Genomic DNA, 20,085 nt, shown 5'->3' on the forward strand with positions numbered 1-20,085 from the left:
GAGTGATGGAATACCGTACCCCGTTCGGTTCAGCCGCGGTACCGCTGTCAGCGTGCGACCAGGGTTTCGGAACACGCGCGGCCCACGCCGGAACGGCTGTCGGCGGTCACTGCCGATGTGCCTGCTGACCGGGGGGTTCCTCGTCTGCTGGTGCCGGGCCTCCCGGCCGGACTCCCCGTCGACGGCCGGGCCGCGAGCCGTGGGACCGGTCCACGGAACTGCTGTCAGCACCAGTGCGGACACGGCCTGTCCGGCGTGCAGTGGACGCCGGTGTACCCCGGGGCACAACGCCGTCACCCCCGGCCGAGGGGCACGTTGCGCGGCGCGTCTGCGTTCTGTCTGAATGAGGACACCCGAACCGACCCCCCGATTTCCCGATGGCGCGGAATCTCCCCTTCGAACGTTGCAGCAGGGATCGATGTTCACCTTCATCCTCCAGATCCGGCAGATGGTCGACGGCCACCCCGAGTTCTACCTCTTCACCGTGTACTCACTGGTGATCTGGTTGCTCTGGTTGCTCAAGGTCGTCCTCTCCGCCCGGTACCGCCCCTTCACCGGCACGTACACCGGGACGACCAGCGTGGTCGTCCCCGTCGTGGACGAGCCGCTCGACCTGTTCCGTGACGTCATCGGCCGCATGGTCGAGCAGCGTCCCGGCGAGATCATCGTCGTCATCAACGGCGCCCGGAACGAGGCACTCGAAGCGGTCTGCGACGAGTTCGCGCCGCTGGTCCGCTGGACCCACACGCCGATCCCCGGCAAGCGCAACGCCGTCAAGGTCGGCACCGAGATGTCCACCGGCGACATCACGGTGCTCGTCGACTCCGACACCGTCTGGACGCCCGGCACCCTCGTCGAACTCCTCCGGCCGTTCGCGGACGAGTCGGTCGGCGGCGTCACCACCCGCCAGCGCATCCTCGAGCCGACCCGCTCGTGGATCACCCGCTGGGCGGACTGGCTCGAGAACTCCCGCGCGCTGTACTCGATGCCCGCGCAGAGCGTGCTCGGGCAGATCGGCTGCCTGCCCGGTCGCACGATCGCGTTCCGCCGCAGCATCCTCGTCCGTGTGATGGACAAGTTCATGCACGAGGAGTTCATGGGCGTATTCCTCGAGGTGTCCGACGACCGGACGCTCACGAACCTGACGCTCAAGGAGGGCTACCGGACCGTCTACCAGTACACGTCGCTCGTGTACACGGACGCCCCGCTGCAGGTGAAGAAGCTGTTCAAGCAGCAGCTCCGTTGGGCCCGCGGGTCGCAGTACAACACGCTGCGGATGCTGCCCTGGATGCTCGGCCACGCGCCGGTCCTCGCCCTGTTCTTCCTGACCGACATCATCCTGCCGTTCATGCTCTTCGGCGTGATCGCCGGGTGGGTCTACCGGGCGCTCACCGGGCAGGGTCAGAACCTGTACGAGGGGATCCTGCACCAGTACGGCTTCTCGACGGGGTTCGTCTACGTGGCGGGGCTCATGGTCGTCTCGAGCGTGCTGAGCATGGCGATCCGGCAGATGCGGCACCTGGCCGAGAAGCCCTCCGACTTCTTCCGCCTGCCGATGTTCATCATCGTCTCGACGTTCTTCCTCATGCCGATCCGCCTCATCGGGTTCTTCCGTCTCGCCCACGCGAGCGGTTGGGGGACCCGTGCCGGTGCCTACGCCGGCGGTCCGGTCGAGGAGGACCCGGCGCAGCCGCAGCCCCGCGCCGCGGCCGTCCCGGGAAGTCCGGTCGACCACGACCCGTCCGCCCCCGTCGGCGGCACGGACGAGCAGGCCGCCGTCGACCGCGCGTTCGACGAGATCTTCGGTCCGGACGCCACCACGGCCTCCACCACGACCGTCCTCGCCACCCGCCGCGACGTCGCGACCGCGACCGAGCGACAGGCACAGCGCGCCCCGAAACCCTCCCGTCCCCGTCGTCTCAACCCCCTACGCGTCGATCCCCTACGTGATCGGGATCGCGGTCTTCGCTCTGGAGGCGTTCCTCATTGTCTGATCTCCCTCGCTCCACCGGCACCTGGTGGGCACCCTCGACCCGACACGCCAAGCGCACCGCCGTCGGCATGGCGGCCATCGTCGCCGTCCTCTCGCTCATCACCTGGTCGGTGTGGATCTCACCCTCCGGGCCGGTCTCCTCGGCCGTCAGCCGAGCGCTCGGCGTCCCGACCAAGCAGGAGCAACCGGCGGACGCCGAGGCGCTCGAAGCGAAGCTCACCGCAGCCCAGGAGCGGATCTGGAAGCTCGAGGGCAAGCTGCAGAGCACCACGGCGCAGGCCGGCTCCCGCGGCGACCAGCTCACGCAGCTCAAGGGCCAGATCGCGGACCTGCGGTCGCAACTCGCGCACGCCCGGTCGGCGTCCGGAGCGCACCACTCCTCGGGAGTCTCGTCCTCCTCCGGCACGTCGGCCTCCGGCGGCCACGCCGGCAGCTCCGGGTCCGGGTCCGGATCGGGGTCCGGATCGGGAGCGTCCGGGCAGGGCGGCGGTCCGACCGTCGTACCCGGCAAGGACGGCCCGTCGACGGACCCGGACCCCGCGGTCCCCGTCGACGTCCCGACCAAGGCCGAGGTGCTCGCACAGCAGTCCCGCTGGTACGGCCTGTACACGGCGCAGTCGCCCTTCAACTGGGCGGAGTACGACCAGGTGTCCCAGCAGGTCGGTACCGCCACGAACATGGTCGGCTACTTCCAGGGCTTCGACCAGGACTTCAACGCCGACGCCGTCCAGCGCTCCTGGACGAACGGGCGCGTCCCGATGCTCACCTGGGAGAGCCGTCCGTTGAAGACCGGCAACGACCAGAAGTACGTGCCCGGCTACACGAACGCCGACGTCACCGGCGGGGCGTTCGACCGCTACCTGACGCAGTACGCCGAGGCCCTCGTGACGAACGGCCAGCCCGTCGTCATCCGGCTCGACCACGAGATGAACGGCAGCTGGTACAACTGGGCCGACGGCACCGTCCAGCAGAACGCACCGGGTTCGTTCGTCGCGATGTGGCAGCACGTGCACGACGTCTTCGACCGTGCCGGCGCGAACGACTACGTCATCTGGAACTGGTCGCCGACGCGCATCGACGCCCTGGGCAACCCGAAGTACCAGACGCTCGACTACCTGAAGGCGTACTACCCGGGTGACGACTACGTCGACTGGGTCGGCATGAGCGGCTACTACCGGAAGGCGGCCGAGGCGCCGACGTTCGACACCACCTTCGCGAAGACCATCGAGCAGCTCCGGCAGATCGCGCCCGAGAAGCGGATCCTGCTCAGCGAGATCGGCGCGACCGAGACCGGTGCCACGGTCACGGACGGCCAGAAGGCGCGCTGGATCACCTCGCTCTTCGACGCCCTCGCCGACCCGGCGAACGCCGACGTCATCGGCTTCGCGTACTTCAGCGAGACCGCCACCACCATCGTCGACGGTGCCCGCACGACGAACGACTGGCGACTCAACTCCCGGGCCGACAGCATGGCGGCCTTCGCGGCCGGCATCGCCCGGAACGACATCGACTACGACCTGCAGGAGGTCAAGAAGTGACCACATCGCCATCCCGGGACCACGCCCGCCCCGCTCCCGTCATCAGCGTCATCGGCACCGGCTACCTCGGTGCCACGCACGCCGCCGCCATGGCCGAGATGGGCTTCGAGACCATCGGCGTGGACGTCGACCCGGCGAAGCTCGCGGCCCTGTCGGCCGGGCAGGTGCCGTTCTACGAGCCCGGACTGCCCGAACTCATCACGAAGCACGTCGCCACCGGGCGGCTCCGCTTCACCTCCTCGATCTCGGAAGCGGTCGCTGCGGCCGACGTGCACTTCGTCTGCGTCGGGACACCGCAGAAGGCCGGGTCGTACGCCGCGAACCTGTCCTACGTGGAGGCCGCCACCCGCGGTGTCGCCGAGCACCTCACCCACCCGGGGCTCATCGTCGGCAAGTCCACGGTCCCGGTCGGGACGGCAGCGCGCCTCCGCGGCATCGTCAGCGAGTTCACGCCCGCCGGCATCGACGCCGAACTCGTCTGGAACCCCGAGTTCCTGCGCGAGGGCAAGGCCGTCGAGGACACGCTCCACCCGGACCGCTTGGTCTGGGGCGGTGCGTCGGAGGCGGCGGACGCGGTGATCCGCGAGGTGTACGCCGCCCCGATCAGCGAGGGGACCCCGGTCATCACGACCGACCTCGCCACCGCCGAGCTCGTGAAGGTGAGCGCGAACGCGTTCCTCGCGACGAAGATCTCGTTCATCAACGCGATCTCGGAGATGTGCGCGATCACGGGCGCGGACGTCTCGACGCTCGCGGACGCCCTCGGGCACGACGCCCGCATCGGCCGGAAGTTCCTCAACGCCGGTCTCGGATTCGGGGGGCGGGTGCCTGCCGAAGGACATCCGGGCGCTCATGCACCGCGCGGCCGAACTCGGCGCCGGGCGGGTCGTCGGGCTCATGCAGCAGGTCGACGAGATCAACATGGGCCAGCGCCAGCGGGTCATCGACATGGCGATCGAGTCCGCCGGGGGGATCGGTGCTCAACCGCCGGATCGCCGTCGTCGGAGCGGCCTTCAAGCCCATGACCGACGACGTCCGGGACTCGCCGGCGCTCAACGTCGCGGCGGCGCTGCACCTCCGCGGCGCCCAGGTGACGCTGTGGGACCCCGAGGCGATGGAGACGGCACGGCGCTCGTTCCCGACCCTCACGTACGCCGGATCGATGACGGAGGCCATCGAGGGCGCCGACCTCGTGCTCGTCCTCACGGAGTGGGACGAGGTCGTCGAGGCCGACCCGGTCGCCCTCGCCGCCCTCGTCGGTCAGCGGGTCGTGATCGACGCGCGCAACTGCCTCCCGGCCGCACGGTGGGTCGGGGCGGGCTGGACCGTCCGCTCCCTCGGCCGACCGAGCCCGGCCGCTGCACCGGCCACGAGCGTCGCAGCCGGTGTGACGGACGCGCTGGTGACCGCGCGCTGAACAGACCGCGGTCGAGCGGGGCCCGTGCCGGCGACGGCGCGGGCCCCGCTCTCGTCTGCCGTGGCGCAGCGCAGCGCAGCGCAGTGCGGTGCGCTGCGCTGCGCTGCGCTGCGCGGCCCGGTGCCGGTCCGCCGGGCCGCCACCGGGCCTCCAGGCGGACGCGCACGGCGGTCCCGCCGCGGAAGCGACAGATCGGCGGGGAAGTACGGCCGCCATCTGTCGCTTCGGCGCAGGGGACGGCTCCCTGCTCTGCGGACGCGCACGCGACGAAGGGCCCCGCACCTGACGGTGCGGGGCCCTTCCTCGTGTGCGGAACTCAGACGCCGAAGTACAGCTCGTACTCGAACGGGTGGGGACGCTGCGCGAGGGGGGAGGATCTCCTTCTCACGCTTGTAGTCGATCCAGGTCTGGATGAGGTCCTCGGTGAAGACGTTGCCCTTCGTGAGGAACTCGTGGTCCGCCTCGAGCGCGTCGAGCGCCTGCGACAGGCCGGCCGGGACCTGGGGGGATGTTCTTGGCTTCCTCGGGCGGCAACTCGTAGAGGTCCTTGTCGACCGGCTCGTGCGGCTCGATGCGGTTCTGGATGCCGTCGAGGCCGGCCATGAGCTGCGCGGCGAAGGCGAGGTACGGGTTGCCGGACGCGTCGGGCGCGCGGAACTCGATGCGCTTGGCCTTCGGGTTCGTGCCCGTGATCGGGATGCGGATCGCAGCCGAACGGTTGCCCGCCGAGTAGACGAGGTTGACGGGGGCCTCGAAGCCCGGGACCAGGCGGTGGTACGAGTTCACCGTCGGGTTCGTGAAGGCGAGCAGGGCCGGGGCGTGCCGCAGGATGCCGCCGATGTACCAGCGCGCGACGTCGGACAGGCCTCCGTAGCCGTTCTCGTCGTAGAACAGCGGGGTGCCGTCCGACCAGAGCGACTGGTGGGTGTGCATGCCCGAACCGTTGTCACCGAACAGGGGCTTCGGCATGAACGTGGCGACCTTGCCCCACTGCTCGGCCGTGTTCTTGACGATGTACTTGAACTTGAGGATGTCGTCCGCGGCGTGGACCAGCGTGTCGAACTTGTAGTTGATCTCCTGCTGGCCGCCGGTGCCCACCTCGTGGTGCGCGCGCTCGAGCTCGAGGCCGGCGTCGATGAGCTTCAGCGAGATGTCGTCGCGCAGGTCCGCCGTCTTGTCGACCGGCGAGACGGGGAAGTAGCCGCCCTTGTACGGGGTCTTGTTGGCGAGGTTGCCGCCCTCTTCCTCGCGGCCGGTGTTCCACGCGCCCTCTTCCGAGTCGACGGAGAAGAACGACTCGTTCTGCGTGACCGAGTAGCGGACGTCGTCGAAGATGTAGAACTCGGCCTCGGGGGGCGAAGAACGCCGTGTCCGCGATGCCGGTCGAGGCGAGGTACTTCTCGGCCTTCTTGGCGACCTGGCGCGGGTCACGGCCGTAGATCTCGCCGTTGCGCGGGTTGTAGATGTCGAACACCATGATCAGCGTGCGCTCCGCGCGGAACGGATCCACGTAGGCGGTCGTCACGTCGGGGATGAGCTGCATGTCCGACTCGTGGATCGACGCGAAGCCGCGGATCGAGGAGCCGTCGAAGAGCTGACCGACGGCGAAGAAGTCCTCGTCGACCGTTGATGCGGGGATGTTGAAGTGCTGCTGGACCCCGGGGAGGTCCGTGAACCGGATGTCGAGGAACTTGACGTCCGTGTCCTTGATGAACGCGAGCACCTCGGAGGAATCACTGAACATGCGAGTCGGTCTCCTGTGGCGTTGGGTGGTGTCGAGGGAACCAGGAGGCACCCTCCGACGAGGCTAGAGACACCGGGTTTCCCGGACGTGACTGCGTTGTTTCCAGCGTGTTACGCACCCGGCGACCGCCTACGCTGGGGACATGGCCCGCTCCACTCCGTCCACCCCGCCCGCAGCCGGCTCCGGTCGGACCGAGTGGCCGGGCAAGGTCCTGGGGCTGCCGGAGTCGGGTCCGCGGAGCATGGGCAGCTTCGGCCGGCGGTTCCTCGGGCTGGTGATCGACTGGGCGCTGGCCTCGCTCGTCTCCCTCGTCATCGGCACGTACGGCGCGGCGGGCAACTTCATCACGCTGGGCATCTTCGCCGTGCTGCAGGTCCTGTTCATCGCGCTCGCGTCGGGGTCGTTCGGGCACCTCTGTGTCGGGCTGCGCGTGGTGCCGATCCGCGGGGGGCTACGTCGGTGTCTGGCGCCCGGCGGTCCGCGCCGTGCTGCTGTGCATCGTCGTCCCGGCGCTCATCCACGCGAAGGACGGCCGTCCGCTCCACGACGGCGCTGCCGGTACGGTGCTCGTCCGCCGCTGACGGCGCGGGTCCTCGTCCGCCGGTGCCGTCCGAGCCGGCCGGTGCCGGAGGACGACGATGCCCCCGACCAGGACGGCCGGGGGGCATCGGGACGCGGCGGTGACGGTCAGCGCGGGCGACCCGCTCGGACACGCGTGGGGTCGATGCCCTTCGGGATGGACGCGGCAGGACCGTGCGTCAGCGAGTCGAGTCGGTTCGACACCGCCAGCACCTCGTTCCGGTTCAGGGCCTTCTTGTGCTTGTTCATGGCCTTCGGCAGCTTGTGCAGCGTGACCTGGCCGTCACCGTCGCCGACGTTGACGACGTGGATCGGCACGTTCGGGACGATGCGGGCCACCTTGCGGCGCTCCTCCTCGACCTGGCGCGTGAGGTTGCCGACCTGACCCTCGGTGATGAGGATGACGCCCGGCGTCCCGACCGCGCGGTAGACCGCAGCCTGCGAGCGGCCGTGGACGGCGACCGGCATCTCGCTCGACCGCCACTGACGCCGCAGCGAGTTCGTCAGCACGGCGCCGACGGCACCGGGCTGCCCCTCGATCTGCGAGTACGCGGCCCGCTCGGCCAGACGCCCGAGCACGATGAGGAACAGCAGCACGCCGAGCAGGACGCCGGCGAGGATCCAGAGGACGATCGCGAGCCAGTTCTGACCCGGCAGGAGCAGCGCCAACAGGACGCCCGCCACGACCGGACCGAGGAAAGCGAGGGCGAACCACCAGACGGACGACGGGTCGGCCCGGCGCGTCATGGTGAAGACCTGGTACATCTGCTTGAGACGACCGGGCTCCTTCGCCGGGGTGCTTGAGGAACTGCTGCGTGCCATGCCGTCAAGGATACGGCCTGGCACGCGGATCGGAGACCGCCCGCCCTCAGGCTGTGGGCGAACGGGACGTCTCCACCGGTCCTGGTCGCGGACGGGAGGCCCGCCCCACCGCCGGCACGCTGGTCACCGTGGACCTGGAGCAACCGACCGACCGCTGTTGGCGGACCGCGACGCCCTCGGACGCCTTCTGGGAGTGGGTCGCGGACCGCAGTTGCCTGGCGCACGACCACCTCGTCGCCGTCGCGCAGGTGGGTCGTGACGAGACCGGGACGCTCGTCGTGCGGACGGCCGGCCCGTCCGGGCTGGCGCTGCCGACGGCACTGGACCGCATCGGGTCGCCGACACCGGGCGTCGCCGTGACGCTCACGCTCCCGCTGCTCGAGGTCGCGCTGCTGGCGGACGCCGGCGCGCTGCTGCTCGGCTCCGCCCGCGTGGAGGACGTCGTCGTCGACGACGCGGGCGCGGTCGTGCTCGTCGACCGCCCTCCGGGCGCGGACGGGCAGCAGCCCGCGGGGTCACTCCCCGGGGTCGAGGCGCTCGTGCTCGCGGTCCGTGCCGTCTGGGACCGTGTCGACGCCCGGGACGCCGGGATCGCGGGCCCGGGTGTGGACGGGATCGACGAACGGTGCTCCCTGGCGCGGACGCACGGCGGCGCGGCCCTCGTGGAGCTCGACCGCGCTGTCCGGGCGGCCGCACCACCGCGTCCCGTGCGGTGGGACCCGCCGCCGCTGCCCTACGCCTTCGAGACCGCAGACCGCCACGGCACGGCGACGGGCGGGCGTCCGGGAACGCAGGGAACGCTGCCGGTCGGCCGCCTGCTCGTGGCGTGTCGGGACGTCCTGACATCGGGCGTGCCGCTCGCCGGCCGACGGGTCGGTGTCCGTGCGGTCGTGACCGTGCTGGTGGTCGTGGCGGGTCTCGTCGTCGCCGTCACGCAGGGTCGGGGCCGATGACCGGGCCGGGGACGCGGAACGGCCCCGCCTCCCGGGTGGGAGACGGGGCCGTCGGCGTGGTGTCGGTCCGACCTGGGTGGTCAGTACCCGAGGTTCGGAGCGAAGTTGCCCTCTTCGAGGCGGTTCTTCACGGCCACCAGGTACCGGGACGCGTCCGCGCCGTCGATGATCCGGTGGTCGTAGGAGAGCGCCAGGTAGACGAACGAACGGATCGCGATGGCCTCCTGGCCGTCGACCTTCACCACGGCCGGACGCTTCGTCACGATGCCCGTGCCGAGGATCGCCGACTGCGGCAGGAAGACGACCGGGGTGTCGAACAGCGCGCCGCGCGAACCGGTGTTGGTCAGCGTGAACGTGCCGCCGGCGAGCTCGTCCGGCTTGAGCTGGTTGTTGCGCGTGCGCTCCGCGAGGTCCGCGATCGCCGTCGAGAACTGCGCGAGGTCGAGCGACGCCGCGTCCTTGATGACCGGGGTGAGCAGTCCGCGCTCGGTGTCGACCGCGATCGAGACGTTCTCGGTCTCCGGGTAGACGATCTCCTCGCCGTCGACGGTCGAGTTGATCTTCGGGTGCGCCTTGAGCGCCTCCGAGGCCGCGAGGGCGAAGAACGGCATGAAGGAGAGCTTCGAACCGGTCTTCTCGAGGAACTCGGCCTTGTGCGCGTCACGGAACTGCGCGACCTTCGTCACGTCGACCTCGACGACACTGGTGAGCTGCGCGGTCGAGGTCATCGACTGCACGGCCCGCTCGGCCACGACCTTGCGCAGGCGGGTCATCTTCTCCCGCGTCCCACGCAGCGGCGAGACCTCGGCGACGAAGGGACCGGACTGAGCCGGAGCGCTGGTCGACGCCGACGCCGACGCTGCCGGTGCGGCCGCCGCTGCCGAGGCCGCGGCGAGCACGTCCTCCTTGCGGATGCGGCCACCGACACCGGTGCCGGCGACGGTCGACAGGTCGACGCCCTGCTCGTTCGCGAGCTTGCGGACGAGCGGGGTGACGTACCCGGATGCCGCACCGTTGGTGGTGGGGTTCGGGACCTCGGCCGAGGGCGTCGACGCCGGGGCGGCCGCGGCGGGGACGGCCGCGGGAGCCGGGGCTGCCTTCGCCGGAGCGGGGACCGCGGCCGGCGGGGCGGCGGCGGGCGGCGGGACCGGAGCGGCCTGTGGCACGGGCGAGGCCGCCGGCGGCGCGGACGGAGCCTGCGGGGCCGCGGGCTGCGTCTGACCGGCCGGTGCGGGCTCGGGCTCGGTGGGCTCCGGGGCCTTGGCCTCGGTGTCCTGCTCCGTGCTCGGCGCGGTCTCCGGCTCGGACTCCTGTGCGACCGCCTCGGTCGCGTCGTCGGTGGACTCGGAACCGCCCTGGTCGGAGGAGTCGGCACCACCGGAACCGTCACCGATCTTCACGAGCGGGGTGCCGACCTCGACGGTCTCGTCCTCCTGGACGAGGATCTCCTCGATGACGCCGGCGACCGGCGACGGGATCTCGGTGTCGACCTTGTCGGTGGAGACCTCGAGCAGCGGCTCGTCGACCTCGATCCGGTCACCGACGTTCTTCAGCCATCGGGTGACCGTACCCTCGGTGACGCTCTCCCCGAGCGCCGGGAGGTTGACGGATTCGCTCATCGGGTGGACTCCTCTTCGCAGGCGTGGTTCGTGGTTGTGGTGTTCGTCGTGCGCACGTGCGTGTCGATCACAGCGCGTGCAGCGGCTTGCCCGCGAGGTGCAGGAAGGCCTCGCCGAGGGCTTCGTTCTGCGTGGGGTGGGCGTGCACGAGGGGAGCGACGTCCTCCGGGTGCGCTTCCCAGTTCACGGCGAGCTGGGCTTCACCGATGAGCTCGCCGACGCGCGCGCCGATCATGCTGACGCCGACGACCGGGCCGTCGATGACGCGGACGACCTTCACCGCACCGGCCGTACCGATGATGTGGCTGCGGCCGTTGCCGGCGAGGTTGTACTCGTAGGTGTCGACCTTGTCGGCGCCGTACTGCTCCTCGGCCTTTGCCTGGGAGAGCCCGACCGAGGCGACCTCGGGGTCGGAGTAGGTGACCTTCGGGATGTTCGTGTCGGAGATGACGACCGGGTTGAGACCGGCGATCTCCTCGGCGACGAAGATGCCCTGCTGGAAGCCGCGGTGGGCGAGCTGCAGGCCCGGGACGATGTCGCCGACGGCGTAGACGTTCGGCAGGTTGGTGAGGAGGCGCTCGTTCGTCGTGACGAACCCGCGCTCCATGGCCACGCCGACCTCGTCGTAGCCGACGTTCTGCGTGACCGGGCCACGGCCGACAGCGACCAGGAGGACGTCGCCCTCGTAGGTCGCGCCGTTCTCGAGCGTGACGACGACGCCGTTCTCGTGCTGGTCGACGTGGTCGAACCGGACTCCGAGCGAGAACTCGATGCCGCGCTTGCGGAACGCGCGTTCGAGCTGCTTGGACATCGACTCGTCCTCGGCGGGGATGAGGTGCGGCAGGCCCTCGACGATCGTGACCTCGGCGCCGAACGACTTCCACACGCTGGCGAACTCGACACCGATCACGCCGCCACCCAGGATGACGACCTTGTTCGGGACGTAGTCCATGCGGAGCGCGGTCTCGGAGGTGATGACCCGGCCGCCGATCTCGAGGCCCGGCAGCGACTTCGAGTAGGAGCCGGTGGCGAGGACGACGTTGCGACCGGTGACCGTCTGGTCGCCGACCTGCACCGTGTTCTGCGAGGTCAGCCGGCCCCACCCCTCGACGACGGTGATGCCGCGGGCCTTGATGAGCCCCTGCAGGCCCTTGTACTTCGAGTTGATGACGCCCTGCTGGTACTCGATGACCTTCGGCACGTCGACGCCGGTGAACTCGGCGATGACACCGTACTTCTCCGCGTCACGGGTACCGTCGGCGATCTCGGCCGAGTGCAGCAGTGCCTTCGTCGGGATGCAGCCGCGGTGCAGACACGTCCCTCCGAGCTTGTCTCCCTCGATGAGCGCGACGCTCATGCCGAGCTCGGCGGCCCGGAGCGCTGCGGCGTAGCCGCCGCTGCCGCCACCGAGGACCACGACGTCGTAAGTCTGTTCCGTCACCTGGTGCAACTCCCTCGTGCGTGTCAGGGGCGGCTTGGTGTCTCTTGGACGCCGTCCCGGTGGACACCGCGCGGCGGCGTCCGGCGGTCGGACCGTCTGTACCGGTCCCGTCCCGTCAGTTCCGGCGGGGAGCACGCTGACGCGGCGGCCCCGCCGGAACCAAACCTACTACTTGCCCTGCAGGTCTTCTGCGAGTGCGACCAGGGTCCGGACCATCACACCGGTCGCGCCCTTGCCGAGCCAGCCGTACCCGGCACCGCGGTTCTCGGAGGGGCCGGCGATGTCGAGGTGCGCCCACGGGATGGTCGTGCCGTCGGCGGTCGTGCCGACGAAGCGCTCGAGGAACTTGGCGGCGAGGAGCATGCCGCCCGCGGTCTGGCCGACGGTGGCGTTGACCATGTCGGCGACGTCGCTCGCGAGCCGGCCGTCGAGCTCCTCCGGCATCGGCATCGGCCAGACCGGTTCGGCGACGGCGTCGGCGACCGCGCGGACCTGCGCGACGAACGCGTCGCTGCCCATGAGACCGGTCGTCCGGTCGCCGAGGGCGACCATCTGCGCGCCGGTGAGCGTCGCGACGTCGACGATCGCGTCGGGCTGCTCGAGCGAGGCCGCCGCGATCCCGTCACCGAGGACGAGGCGTCCTTCGGCGTCGGTGTTGGTGACCTCCACGGTCTTCCCGTTCTTGAGGGTGAGGACGTCGCCGGGGCGGATCGCCGACCCGGACGGCATGTTCTCGGCGAGGCAGAGCCAGGCCGTGATCTTCGTGTCGAGACCCAGGCGTGCTGCGGCGACCGTCGCGGCGAGCACGGTCGCCGCGCCGGTCATGTCGGTCTTCATGCCGAGCATCGACGCGGCGGGCTTCAGCGAGAGGCCGCCGGTGTCGAACGTGATGCCCTTGCCCACGAGCGCGAGGTGCTTCGCCGCACCGGCCGGCTCGTACCGGACGACGACGAGTCGCGGCGGCCGCACCGAGCCCTGACCGACCCCGGCGATGCCGCCGAAGCCCTGCTGCTCGAGCTCCGTCTCGTCGAGGACCTCGACCGTGAGGGGCAGCTCCTCGGCGACCGCGGCCGCGACGTCGGCGACGTCCGACGGACCGAGGTCGCCGGCGGCGGTGTTCACGAGGTCGCGCACGAGCGATGCCGCCTCGGCCACGACGGCCGGACGCACGGTCGCGTCGGCGTCCACCGATGCGGGGGGCGAGGACCGTGATGCGCTGGTCGCCGCGGACCGGACCGGTGGTGCCGGTGCCCTTGTGCCGGGTGAAGGCGTACGAGCCGAGGGCCGCGCCCTCGAGTGCGGCGGCGACGGCGTCGTCGTCCTCGGTCGGCAGCGCGAGGGCGATCGAGCCGACGTGCGGGAGCTGCCGGACGGCGCTGCCCGCGGCGGAGCGGACGGTGGCGGTCCCGGTCGCACTCCCGAGCCCGACGAGGGCGACGCCGGCAGCGGCGACCCCGGCGGCGGCACCACCGGGGATGCGGACGAGCTGGTCCTTCGCGCCGGTGGCGCCCACGGCCTCCAGGTCGAGCTGTTCGAGGCCGGGGACGGGGCCGACGGCGGTCGGTGCGAGGGTGGCGGGGCCGCCGTCGGTGCCGGGGCGGACGCCCACGACGAGGACGTCGGCGTCGACGGAGGCGGGGGGAGGAGGAAGTGGTGGAGAGCGTCGGTCGGACCATCGCACCAGCCTACTGACGGTGCTCTGACGGCCTGTTCGCTGTCGGCGTGGGCGGCGGTCCGGGCCGCGTCGGCGTGCCCGCCTAGCATTGGCCGGGTGAACCACCCCGAGGACCTCTACACGCTCGACGAGTCCGCCCCGACGGTGCCCGCCGGGCTGCACCTCGTCGCCGCCCTCACGGGCTTCGCGGACGCGGGCTCGGCGGTGGCGCAGATCACGACGTCGATCACCGGCTCCCTCGAGTCGCAGCTCGTGGCCGAGTTCGACCCGGACGTCCTGCTCGACTGGCGCGCCCGCCGCCCGGTGATCACGTTCGAGCACGACCACATCACCGCCGTGGAGCCGCCCCGGCTCACCCTGCACCTCGTGCGCGACGAGCTGGGCCAGCAGTTCCTCTTCCTGTCGGGCTACGAACCCGACTTCCAGTGGAACCGCTTCGTCCGCGCCGTCGTCGACCTCGCGGAGGACCTGCAGGTCGCCGACACCACCTGGGTGCAGGCGATCCCGATGCCGGTGCCGCACACCCGGGCGATCGGCACCACCGTGTCCGGCACACGGGCGGACCTGGTCGAGTCGATGAGCGTCTGGAAGCCCGAGACGCAGGCGCCGGCGAACGTCCTGCACCTGGTGGAACACCGCCTCGCCGAGCTCGGGCAGCAGGTGACCGGGCTCGTCCTGCTCGTCCCGCACTACCTGGCGGACACCGAGTACCCCGACGCGGCCGTCGCCGCCCTGTCCGGGATCTCGGCCGCGACCGGGCTCATCTTCCCGACCGACGCCCTCCGCGAGGAGGGTCGGGAGTTCCTGTCCCGGGTCGACGAGCAGGTCGCCGGCAACGCCGAACTCCAGCGCCTGGTCGGCGCGCTCGAGCAGCGCCACGACACGTACATGGAGGGCAACCCGGTGGCCTCCCCGCTGACCGGCGCCGACGGTGAGGTGCCGACGGCGGACGCGATCGCCGCGGAACTCGAACGGTTCCTCGCGGACCGTCGCACCGCCGACGACGACTGACGTCGGCGCGGGGTCACGGTCCGCCCGCGCGGACGGTGCCCGCGTGGTGGCTAGCCTGGTCGGGTGAACTCCCGCCGCGCCTTCGTCGTCTGGGGCGTCGCCGTCCTGGCGTACGTCCTCGCGGTCGTGCAGCGGTCGTCCCTCGGGGTCTCCGGGGTCGACGCGCAGGACCGCTTCGCCGTGTCGGCCGCCGTGCTGTCGACGCTCGCGGTCGTGCAGATCGCCGTCTACGCCGGACTGCAGATCCCCGTCGGGATCGCGCTCGACCGCGTCGGTCCGCGCCGCCTGGTGCTCCTCGGGGCGGTGCTGCTCACGGTCGGGCAGGCCGTGGTCGCGGTGTCACCGACCATCGGCCCGGCCGTCATCGGGCGCGTGCTCGTCGGAGCGGGCGACGCGATGACGTTCATCTCGGTGATGCGACTGCTGCCGATGTGGTTCAGCGGGACGCTACTGCCGCAGATCTCGCAGTGGACGGGCAACCTCGGCCAGATCGGCCAGATCGTCTCCGCGTTCCCGTTCGCCTTGCTCCTACACTCGGTCGGGTGGGACGCGGCGTTCGGCGTCGCAGCCGTCGCCAGTGCCGTCGGCCTGGTCCTGGCGGTGGTCTTCGTCCGTGCGGGGCCGGTCGCGGTGCGCACGGACACGATCCCGATCCCGCACTCGTGGGGTGCGGCGTTCGCCACCTTCGGCCACGCCCTCCGCCGGCCGGGCACGCAGCTCGGGTTCTGGTCGCACTACGTGACGCAGTCCTCCGGCACCGTGTTCAGCCTGTTGTGGGGCGTCCCCATGCTGCGGGGGCTCGGGTACTCACCGACCGAGGCGGCGAGCTTCCTGACGGTCATCGTGGTGGTCGGCTTCGTCGCGGGGCCCGTCCTGGGACTCCTGTGCGCGCGCTTCCCGATGCGCCGGTCGAACCTGGTGCTCGGGATCGTCACCGCCCTGGGCGTCGTCTGGACCGCGGTGCTGCTCTGGCCGGGGCAGCCGCCGACGTGGCTGCTCGTCCTGCTCGTCGTGGCGATGGGCGTCGGTGGTCCGGGCTCCCTCATCGGCTTCGACTTCGCGCGGTCGTTCAACCCCGTCGGCTCGCTCGGATCGGCGAACGGCGTCGTGAACGTCGGCGGGTTCCTGGCGGCCTTCGTGATGATGTTCGCCATCGGGACGCTGCTCGACGTCCTCGCCTCGGCCTCCGGCACCGACACGTTCGCGTGGCAGAACTTCCGCGTCGCGATGACGGTGCAGTACGTCGTCGTCGGGTTCGGCGTCGTGATGCTCCTGTCCGCCCGTCGCCGGACCCGCGCCCGTCTGCACGCCGAGGACGGAATACGGGTGGGACCGCTGTGGGTTGCACTCGTTGCACGCCTGCGGAAACGGCGCGTGCAATAATGACCACGGACCCTTTCGGGTTCCCCGCGTCCGACGTCGGGGGGACTTGACATGGGTCCTAGTGCTGCCCGGAACGGTAGGACCAGACGACGTGGGGGACCGCGGCGGTGGCCCTGGGCGGCGAGGGAAGGCCACGACCCCAGGAACGTGGCACGACGAGGAAGGTGATCGCATGGCTGCCCGGAGCACGACGGTCGATCCCACGAAGGACACCACGCCCGACGGCGTCGTGGCGGAAGACGCCACGGAGACGGAGGGCACGGTCGCGCCGAAGAAGCGCGCCACCAGGACCACCACCGCCGCCAAGAAGGCCGCCCCGAAGAAGGCGGCCCCGAAGAAGGCCGCGGGCAAGAAGGCCACGGCCGCCGCCGCCGACGACGAGGACGGCGACGGCGAGGACGACGCCCCGGTGGAGGTCGTGGAGGACACGACCGACACCACCGACGAGGTCGCCGAGGACGCCGAGGACGAGTCGGCTGCGAAGCCCTCGACCGAAGCCGCCGCGGTCGCCGCGGGTGCGCTCGTCATCTCGCAGACCGACGACGACGAGGCGCCGGTCTACTCGACGACCATCACGGGTGCCACCGCGGACCCGGTGAAGGACTACCTCAAGCAGATCGGCAAGGTCGCGCTGCTGAACGCCGAGCAGGAGGTCGAGCTCGCGATGCGCATCGAGGCCGGCCTGTTCGCCGAGGACAAGCTGCAGCACTCGACCGGGCTCTCGAAGCCCGAGGAGCGCGAGCTCCGCTGGGTCGCGCGTGACGGTCAGCGTGCCAAGTCGCACCTGCTCGGGGCGAACCTCCGTCTCGTCGTCTCGCTCGCGAAGCGCTACACGGGCCGCGGCATGCAGTTCCTCGACCTCATCCAGGAGGGCAACCTGGGCCTGATCCGTGCGGTCGAGAAGTTCGACTACACGAAGGGCTTCAAGTTCTCGACCTACGCGACGTGGTGGATCCGTCAGGCCATCACCCGTGCCATGGCCGACCAGGCCCGCACCATCCGCATCCCGGTACACATGGTCGAGGTCATCAACAAGCTCGCCCGGGTGCAGCGGCAGATGCTGCAGGACCTCGGCCGCGAGCCCACGCCGGAAGAGCTCGCCCGCGAGCTCGACATGACGCCCGAGAAGGTCGTCGAGGTGCAGAAGTACGGCCGCGAGCCGATCTCGCTGCACACGCCGCTCGGCGAGGACGGTGACTCGGAGTTCGGTGACCTCATCGAGGACACCGAGGCGGTCGTCCCGGCCGACGCGGTGGGCTTCACCATGCTGCAGAAGCAGCTCGAGAGCCTGCTCGACTCCCTGTCCGAGCGCGAGGCCGGCGTGATCCGGATGCGCTTCGGCCTCGGTGACGGCCAGCCGAAGACGCTCGACCAGATCGGCGACACGTTCGGGGTCACGCGCGAGCGGATCCGTCAGATCGAGTCGAAGACGATGGCGAAGCTCCGCCACCCGTCCCGGTCGCAGTCGCTCCGCGACTACCTCGAGTAGGCCGCCCGTGCGTTTCGCGATCCCGATCCTGGTCGGGCGGATCCTCCGTGCCCTCGCTCGTGCGCGGGGCGGCGGATCCGCCTACCCGGGCTACGTCGTCCTCAAGCTCGTGCCGGACTTCCTGCAGCACGTCACCCGGCAGTTCCCGAACGGCGTCGTGTTCGTCCTCGGGTCGAACGGCAAGTCGACGACGACGCACATGATCTCGGAGATCGTGCGTGCGCACGGGCTCCGGGTCTTCACGAACCCGTCCGGGGCGAACCTGCCGCAGGGGATCGCGTCCGCGCTCCTGTCCGAGGTGTCGCTGACCGGCAAGCTCAAGGCGGACATCGGCATCCTCGAGGTGGACGAGGCCTTCGCCGTCGAACTGGCGGGCATCCTGTCGCCGTCGACGGTGACGATGCTCAACGTCCAGGTCGACCAGCTCTACCGGTTCTTCGAGACCGAGCGCGTCGCCACGATGATGCTCGACACCGCGGCGCTGTCGTCCGCGAACGTCATCACGAACCACGACGACCAGTTCCTGGACGCCTACACGCCCGTCGATGGTCAGCGCGTGCTCCGCTTCGGTGCGAGCTCCGAGGTCGTGGCCGCTGCGCCGAACGGCCTGCAGAACGCCGACGACTTCGTCGCCGGGACGGACCGTGCCCAGACGACGGCCGACGCCGAGGTCGTCGTGTTCACCGGCGACGGCGCGACCATCGCCTTCGACGGCGACGAGGTGCCGGTGCGCCTGCCGGCTCGCGGCCTGCACTACGCCGTCGACGCCGCGGCGGCGACCGCGACCGCGAGTGCCGCGCTCGGCGCCCAGTTCCGTGCCGACGCCGTGACGAAGGCGTTCCAGCGGATGAAGCCGGCGTACGGACGTGGTGAGCGTCTGCCGATCGCGGGCGAGTCCGCTGAGTTCACGATGTTCAAGAACGCCGCGAGTCTGCAGCTGAACCTGGACGCGCTGCCCGCGCACCCGGAACAGGTGCTCATGGCGATCGACGAGGGCACCCCGGACATCTCGTGGATCTACGACATCGACTTCTCGAAGCTCGACCACGTGGACGTCGTGTCGGGTGACAAGGCCTGGCAGATCGCGATCGCCCTCGAGCACGCCGGCGTCCGCATCGGCCGCGTCGAACCCGACGTCGAGTCCGCGATCCGGCACATGCAGGGCCTCGGGGCGACGACGACCGGCACGAAGAACTTCATCGTCAACTACGAGATCATGATGATCGCCCGGAAGGCCCTCGGCCACCCGGACCTGGAGAAGACCGCATGACGGCCGATCGCCTGACCATCCTGCACGTGTACCCGCGCCAGATGGGGGTCTCCGGGGACCGCGGCAACGTCGCGGCCCTCGTCCGTCGCGCCGCTGCGGCCGACATCGACATCGAGGTCGTGGAGTACGCCCCGGGCGACACGCTCCCCGCGTCCGCGGACGTCGTGCTGGTCGGCAACGGACCGCTCAGCGCGATGCGGTCGCTCGGTACCGACGTCGCCCGCGTCGGTGCGCCGCTGCGCGACTTCGCCGCCGCCGGTGTGCCGGTCGTCGCGGTCGGCGGCGGGTTCGACCTCGCGACGAACCAGGTCGTGCCGACCGAGGGCGCCCCGGTCGACGGGTTCGGGGTGTTCGACGCCCGCGCCGTCCGCGGTGCCGAGCGCCGGGTCAACTACTTCGTGCTCGAGACCCGGTACCCGCTGCTCCCCGGCGCCTCCACGCGCCTCGCGGGCTTCGAGGACCACGCCGCGCGCATCGAGCTGGCCGACGGCGTCGAACCGTTCGCGGACGTCGTGTCCGGTGGCGGCAACCAGGCCGGTGCACCGGTCGAGGGCGCGATCGCCGGCACGTCGTTCGGCACCCACACCCAGGGGCCGATCCTGCCGCTCAACCCGCAGCTCACGGATGCGGTCCTCGCCGCGGCGACCGCCCGCCTCGGACGGACGTACGCACCCGACGCCGAGCGCACCGCGACGATCGACCGGTACGCGCGCGAAGCTCGCGCCACGGTCGACCGCTACGTCGACAAGGCGTTCAAGCGCATCACCTGATCCCGCCGTCGGGCAGCGCCCGACGACCGGACGACGCACCGGAGGCCCGGTGCCGGTCTCGTGGACCGGCACCGGGCCTCCGGTGCGTCGCGGCGGTGCCGCCTACTTGGACTCGTGGAGTCGCGAAGACTCGTCGTGCCACTCGAGGGCGGTGGCTGCCAGCTTGTCCTTGAACTCGGCGCCGTGGTGGGCGCAGAACAGGAGTTCACCACTGGCCATGGTGGCGCGGATGTACGCCTGCGCACCGCAGCTGTCGCAGCGGTCGGCCGCGGTGAGCTGGTGGTTGTCGTTGAGTTCGTCGACGGAGAGGTCCTGCACGGTCTGGGTCATTGCTGTGCTCCTCACGGATCGCAGTACGGTGCGGTGAATGCACCCATTCCA

The 20,085-nt window shown here is 70.8% G+C and carries 13 protein-coding genes and 3 pseudogenes; 9 read left to right on the plus strand and 7 right to left on the minus strand.

All coding sequences use genetic code 11. The features are described from left to right. The first annotated feature begins 418 nt into the window (after nt 1–418). From DEJ15_RS09925 to DEJ15_RS09935, 3 genes and pseudogenes are all read left to right on the plus strand, one after another. Nucleotides 419–2,779 (plus strand): glycosyltransferase, encoded by a 2,361-nt coding sequence (locus DEJ15_RS09925; protein ID WP_284174915.1) that lies wholly within the window; start codon nt 419–421, stop codon nt 2,777–2,779. Further along, nucleotides 2,752–3,531 carry a glycoside hydrolase family 26 protein gene (locus tag DEJ15_RS09930; RefSeq protein WP_284176190.1) on the plus strand — a complete coding sequence of 260 codons (780 nt, stop codon included), beginning with the start codon at nt 2,752–2,754 and terminating at the stop codon, nt 3,529–3,531. Before DEJ15_RS09925 ends, DEJ15_RS09930 begins: the two co-directional genes overlap by 28 nt. A gap of 89 nt (nt 3,532–3,620) precedes the next feature. Beyond that, a pseudogene (locus tag DEJ15_RS09935) lies at nt 3,621–4,948 on the plus strand (UDP-glucose dehydrogenase family protein). A 316-nt stretch (nt 4,949–5,264) separates the two neighbouring features. Here DEJ15_RS09935 and glnA read toward each other — a convergent pair. Next, a pseudogene (gene glnA / locus DEJ15_RS09940) lies at nt 5,265–6,692 on the minus strand (type I glutamate--ammonia ligase). Nucleotides 6,693–7,379: 687 nt separating this feature from the next. After that, complete coding sequence (locus tag DEJ15_RS09950) at nt 7,380–8,093, minus strand: DUF4191 domain-containing protein (RefSeq protein WP_110825435.1); 714 nt, start codon at nt 8,091–8,093, stop codon at nt 7,380–7,382. A gap of 53 nt (nt 8,094–8,146) precedes the next feature. On the opposite strand from DEJ15_RS09950, the gene DEJ15_RS09955 reads away from it, so the two are divergent. Further along, complete coding sequence (locus DEJ15_RS09955; protein ID WP_110825436.1) at nt 8,147–9,046, plus strand: hypothetical protein; 900 nt, start codon at nt 8,147–8,149, stop codon at nt 9,044–9,046. Between the two features lie 80 nt (nt 9,047–9,126). Here DEJ15_RS09955 and sucB read toward each other — a convergent pair whose 3' ends face one another. The 4 genes and pseudogenes from sucB to DEJ15_RS18365 form a co-directional block, all read right to left on the minus strand. Continuing rightward, a complete protein-coding gene (sucB, locus tag DEJ15_RS09960) occupies nt 9,127–10,665 on the minus strand; it encodes a 2-oxoglutarate dehydrogenase, E2 component, dihydrolipoamide succinyltransferase (protein ID WP_110825437.1) in 1,539 nt (512 codons plus the stop codon). A gap of 67 nt (nt 10,666–10,732) precedes the next feature. Further along, nucleotides 10,733–12,106, minus strand: a complete 1,374-nt coding sequence (gene lpdA / locus DEJ15_RS09965) for a dihydrolipoyl dehydrogenase (RefSeq protein ID WP_110825438.1) — start codon at nt 12,104–12,106, stop codon at nt 10,733–10,735. A 168-nt stretch (nt 12,107–12,274) separates the two neighbouring features. Further along, complete coding sequence (locus tag DEJ15_RS09970; protein WP_284174919.1) at nt 12,275–13,240, minus strand: leucyl aminopeptidase; 966 nt, start codon at nt 13,238–13,240, stop codon at nt 12,275–12,277. A gap of 178 nt (nt 13,241–13,418) precedes the next feature. Then, nucleotides 13,419–14,102: pseudogene (locus DEJ15_RS18365) on the minus strand (hypothetical protein); the annotation flags it as partial. On the opposite strand from DEJ15_RS18365, the gene DEJ15_RS09980 reads away from it, so the two are divergent. From DEJ15_RS09980 to DEJ15_RS10000, 5 genes are all read left to right on the plus strand, one after another. Then, on the plus strand, nt 13,986–14,792 hold the full coding sequence (locus tag DEJ15_RS09980; protein ID WP_502866162.1) for a proteasome assembly chaperone family protein: 807 nt from the start codon (nt 13,986–13,988) through the stop codon (nt 14,790–14,792). The pseudogene DEJ15_RS18365 and the gene DEJ15_RS09980 overlap by 117 nt on opposite strands. A 63-nt stretch (nt 14,793–14,855) precedes the next feature. Then, complete coding sequence (locus tag DEJ15_RS09985; protein ID WP_110825441.1) at nt 14,856–16,175, plus strand: MFS transporter; 1,320 nt, start codon at nt 14,856–14,858, stop codon at nt 16,173–16,175. Nucleotides 16,176–16,347: 172 nt separating this feature from the next. Next, on the plus strand, nt 16,348–17,664 hold the full coding sequence (locus DEJ15_RS09990; protein ID WP_110825442.1) for an RNA polymerase sigma factor: 1,317 nt from the start codon (nt 16,348–16,350) through the stop codon (nt 17,662–17,664). Between the two features lie 7 nt (nt 17,665–17,671). After that, on the plus strand, nt 17,672–18,934 hold the full coding sequence (locus DEJ15_RS09995) for a MurT ligase domain-containing protein (protein ID WP_110825443.1): 1,263 nt from the start codon (nt 17,672–17,674) through the stop codon (nt 18,932–18,934). Continuing rightward, nucleotides 18,931–19,704: a cobyric acid synthase gene (locus tag DEJ15_RS10000; RefSeq protein WP_110825444.1), complete on the plus strand. Its 774-nt coding sequence runs from the start codon at nt 18,931–18,933 to the stop codon at nt 19,702–19,704. Before DEJ15_RS09995 ends, DEJ15_RS10000 begins: the two co-directional genes overlap by 4 nt. 102 nt (nt 19,705–19,806) lie before the next feature. Here the strand turns inward: DEJ15_RS10000 and DEJ15_RS10005 are convergent, their stop codons facing one another. After that, nucleotides 19,807–20,034: a DUF7455 domain-containing protein gene (locus DEJ15_RS10005; protein ID WP_110825445.1), complete on the minus strand. Its 228-nt coding sequence runs from the start codon at nt 20,032–20,034 to the stop codon at nt 19,807–19,809. Between the last annotated feature and the right edge of the window lie 51 nt (nt 20,035–20,085).

Source organism: Curtobacterium sp. MCJR17_043, from assembly GCF_003224315.2.
In the GTDB taxonomy this organism is placed as follows: domain Bacteria; phylum Actinomycetota; class Actinomycetes; order Actinomycetales; family Microbacteriaceae; genus Curtobacterium.

Excerpts from the sequence above, each read along its gene's own strand:
- DEJ15_RS09925 (WP_284174915.1), top strand. The coding sequence starts at position 419 with ATGTTCACCTTCATCCTCCAGATCCGGCAGATGGTCGACGGCCACCCC.
- DEJ15_RS09930 (WP_284176190.1), top strand. The coding sequence starts at position 2,752 with ATGCTCACCTGGGAGAGCCGTCCGTTGAAGACCGGCAACGACCAGAAG.
- DEJ15_RS09950 (WP_110825435.1), bottom strand. The coding sequence starts at position 8,093 with ATGGCACGCAGCAGTTCCTCAAGCACCCCGGCGAAGGAGCCCGGTCGT.
- sucB (WP_110825437.1), bottom strand. The coding sequence starts at position 10,665 with ATGAGCGAATCCGTCAACCTCCCGGCGCTCGGGGAGAGCGTCACCGAG.
- DEJ15_RS09990 (WP_110825442.1), top strand. The coding sequence starts at position 16,348 with ATGGCTGCCCGGAGCACGACGGTCGATCCCACGAAGGACACCACGCCC.
- DEJ15_RS10000 (WP_110825444.1), top strand. The coding sequence starts at position 18,931 with ATGACGGCCGATCGCCTGACCATCCTGCACGTGTACCCGCGCCAGATG.
- DEJ15_RS10005 (WP_110825445.1), bottom strand. The coding sequence starts at position 20,034 with ATGACCCAGACCGTGCAGGACCTCTCCGTCGACGAACTCAACGACAAC.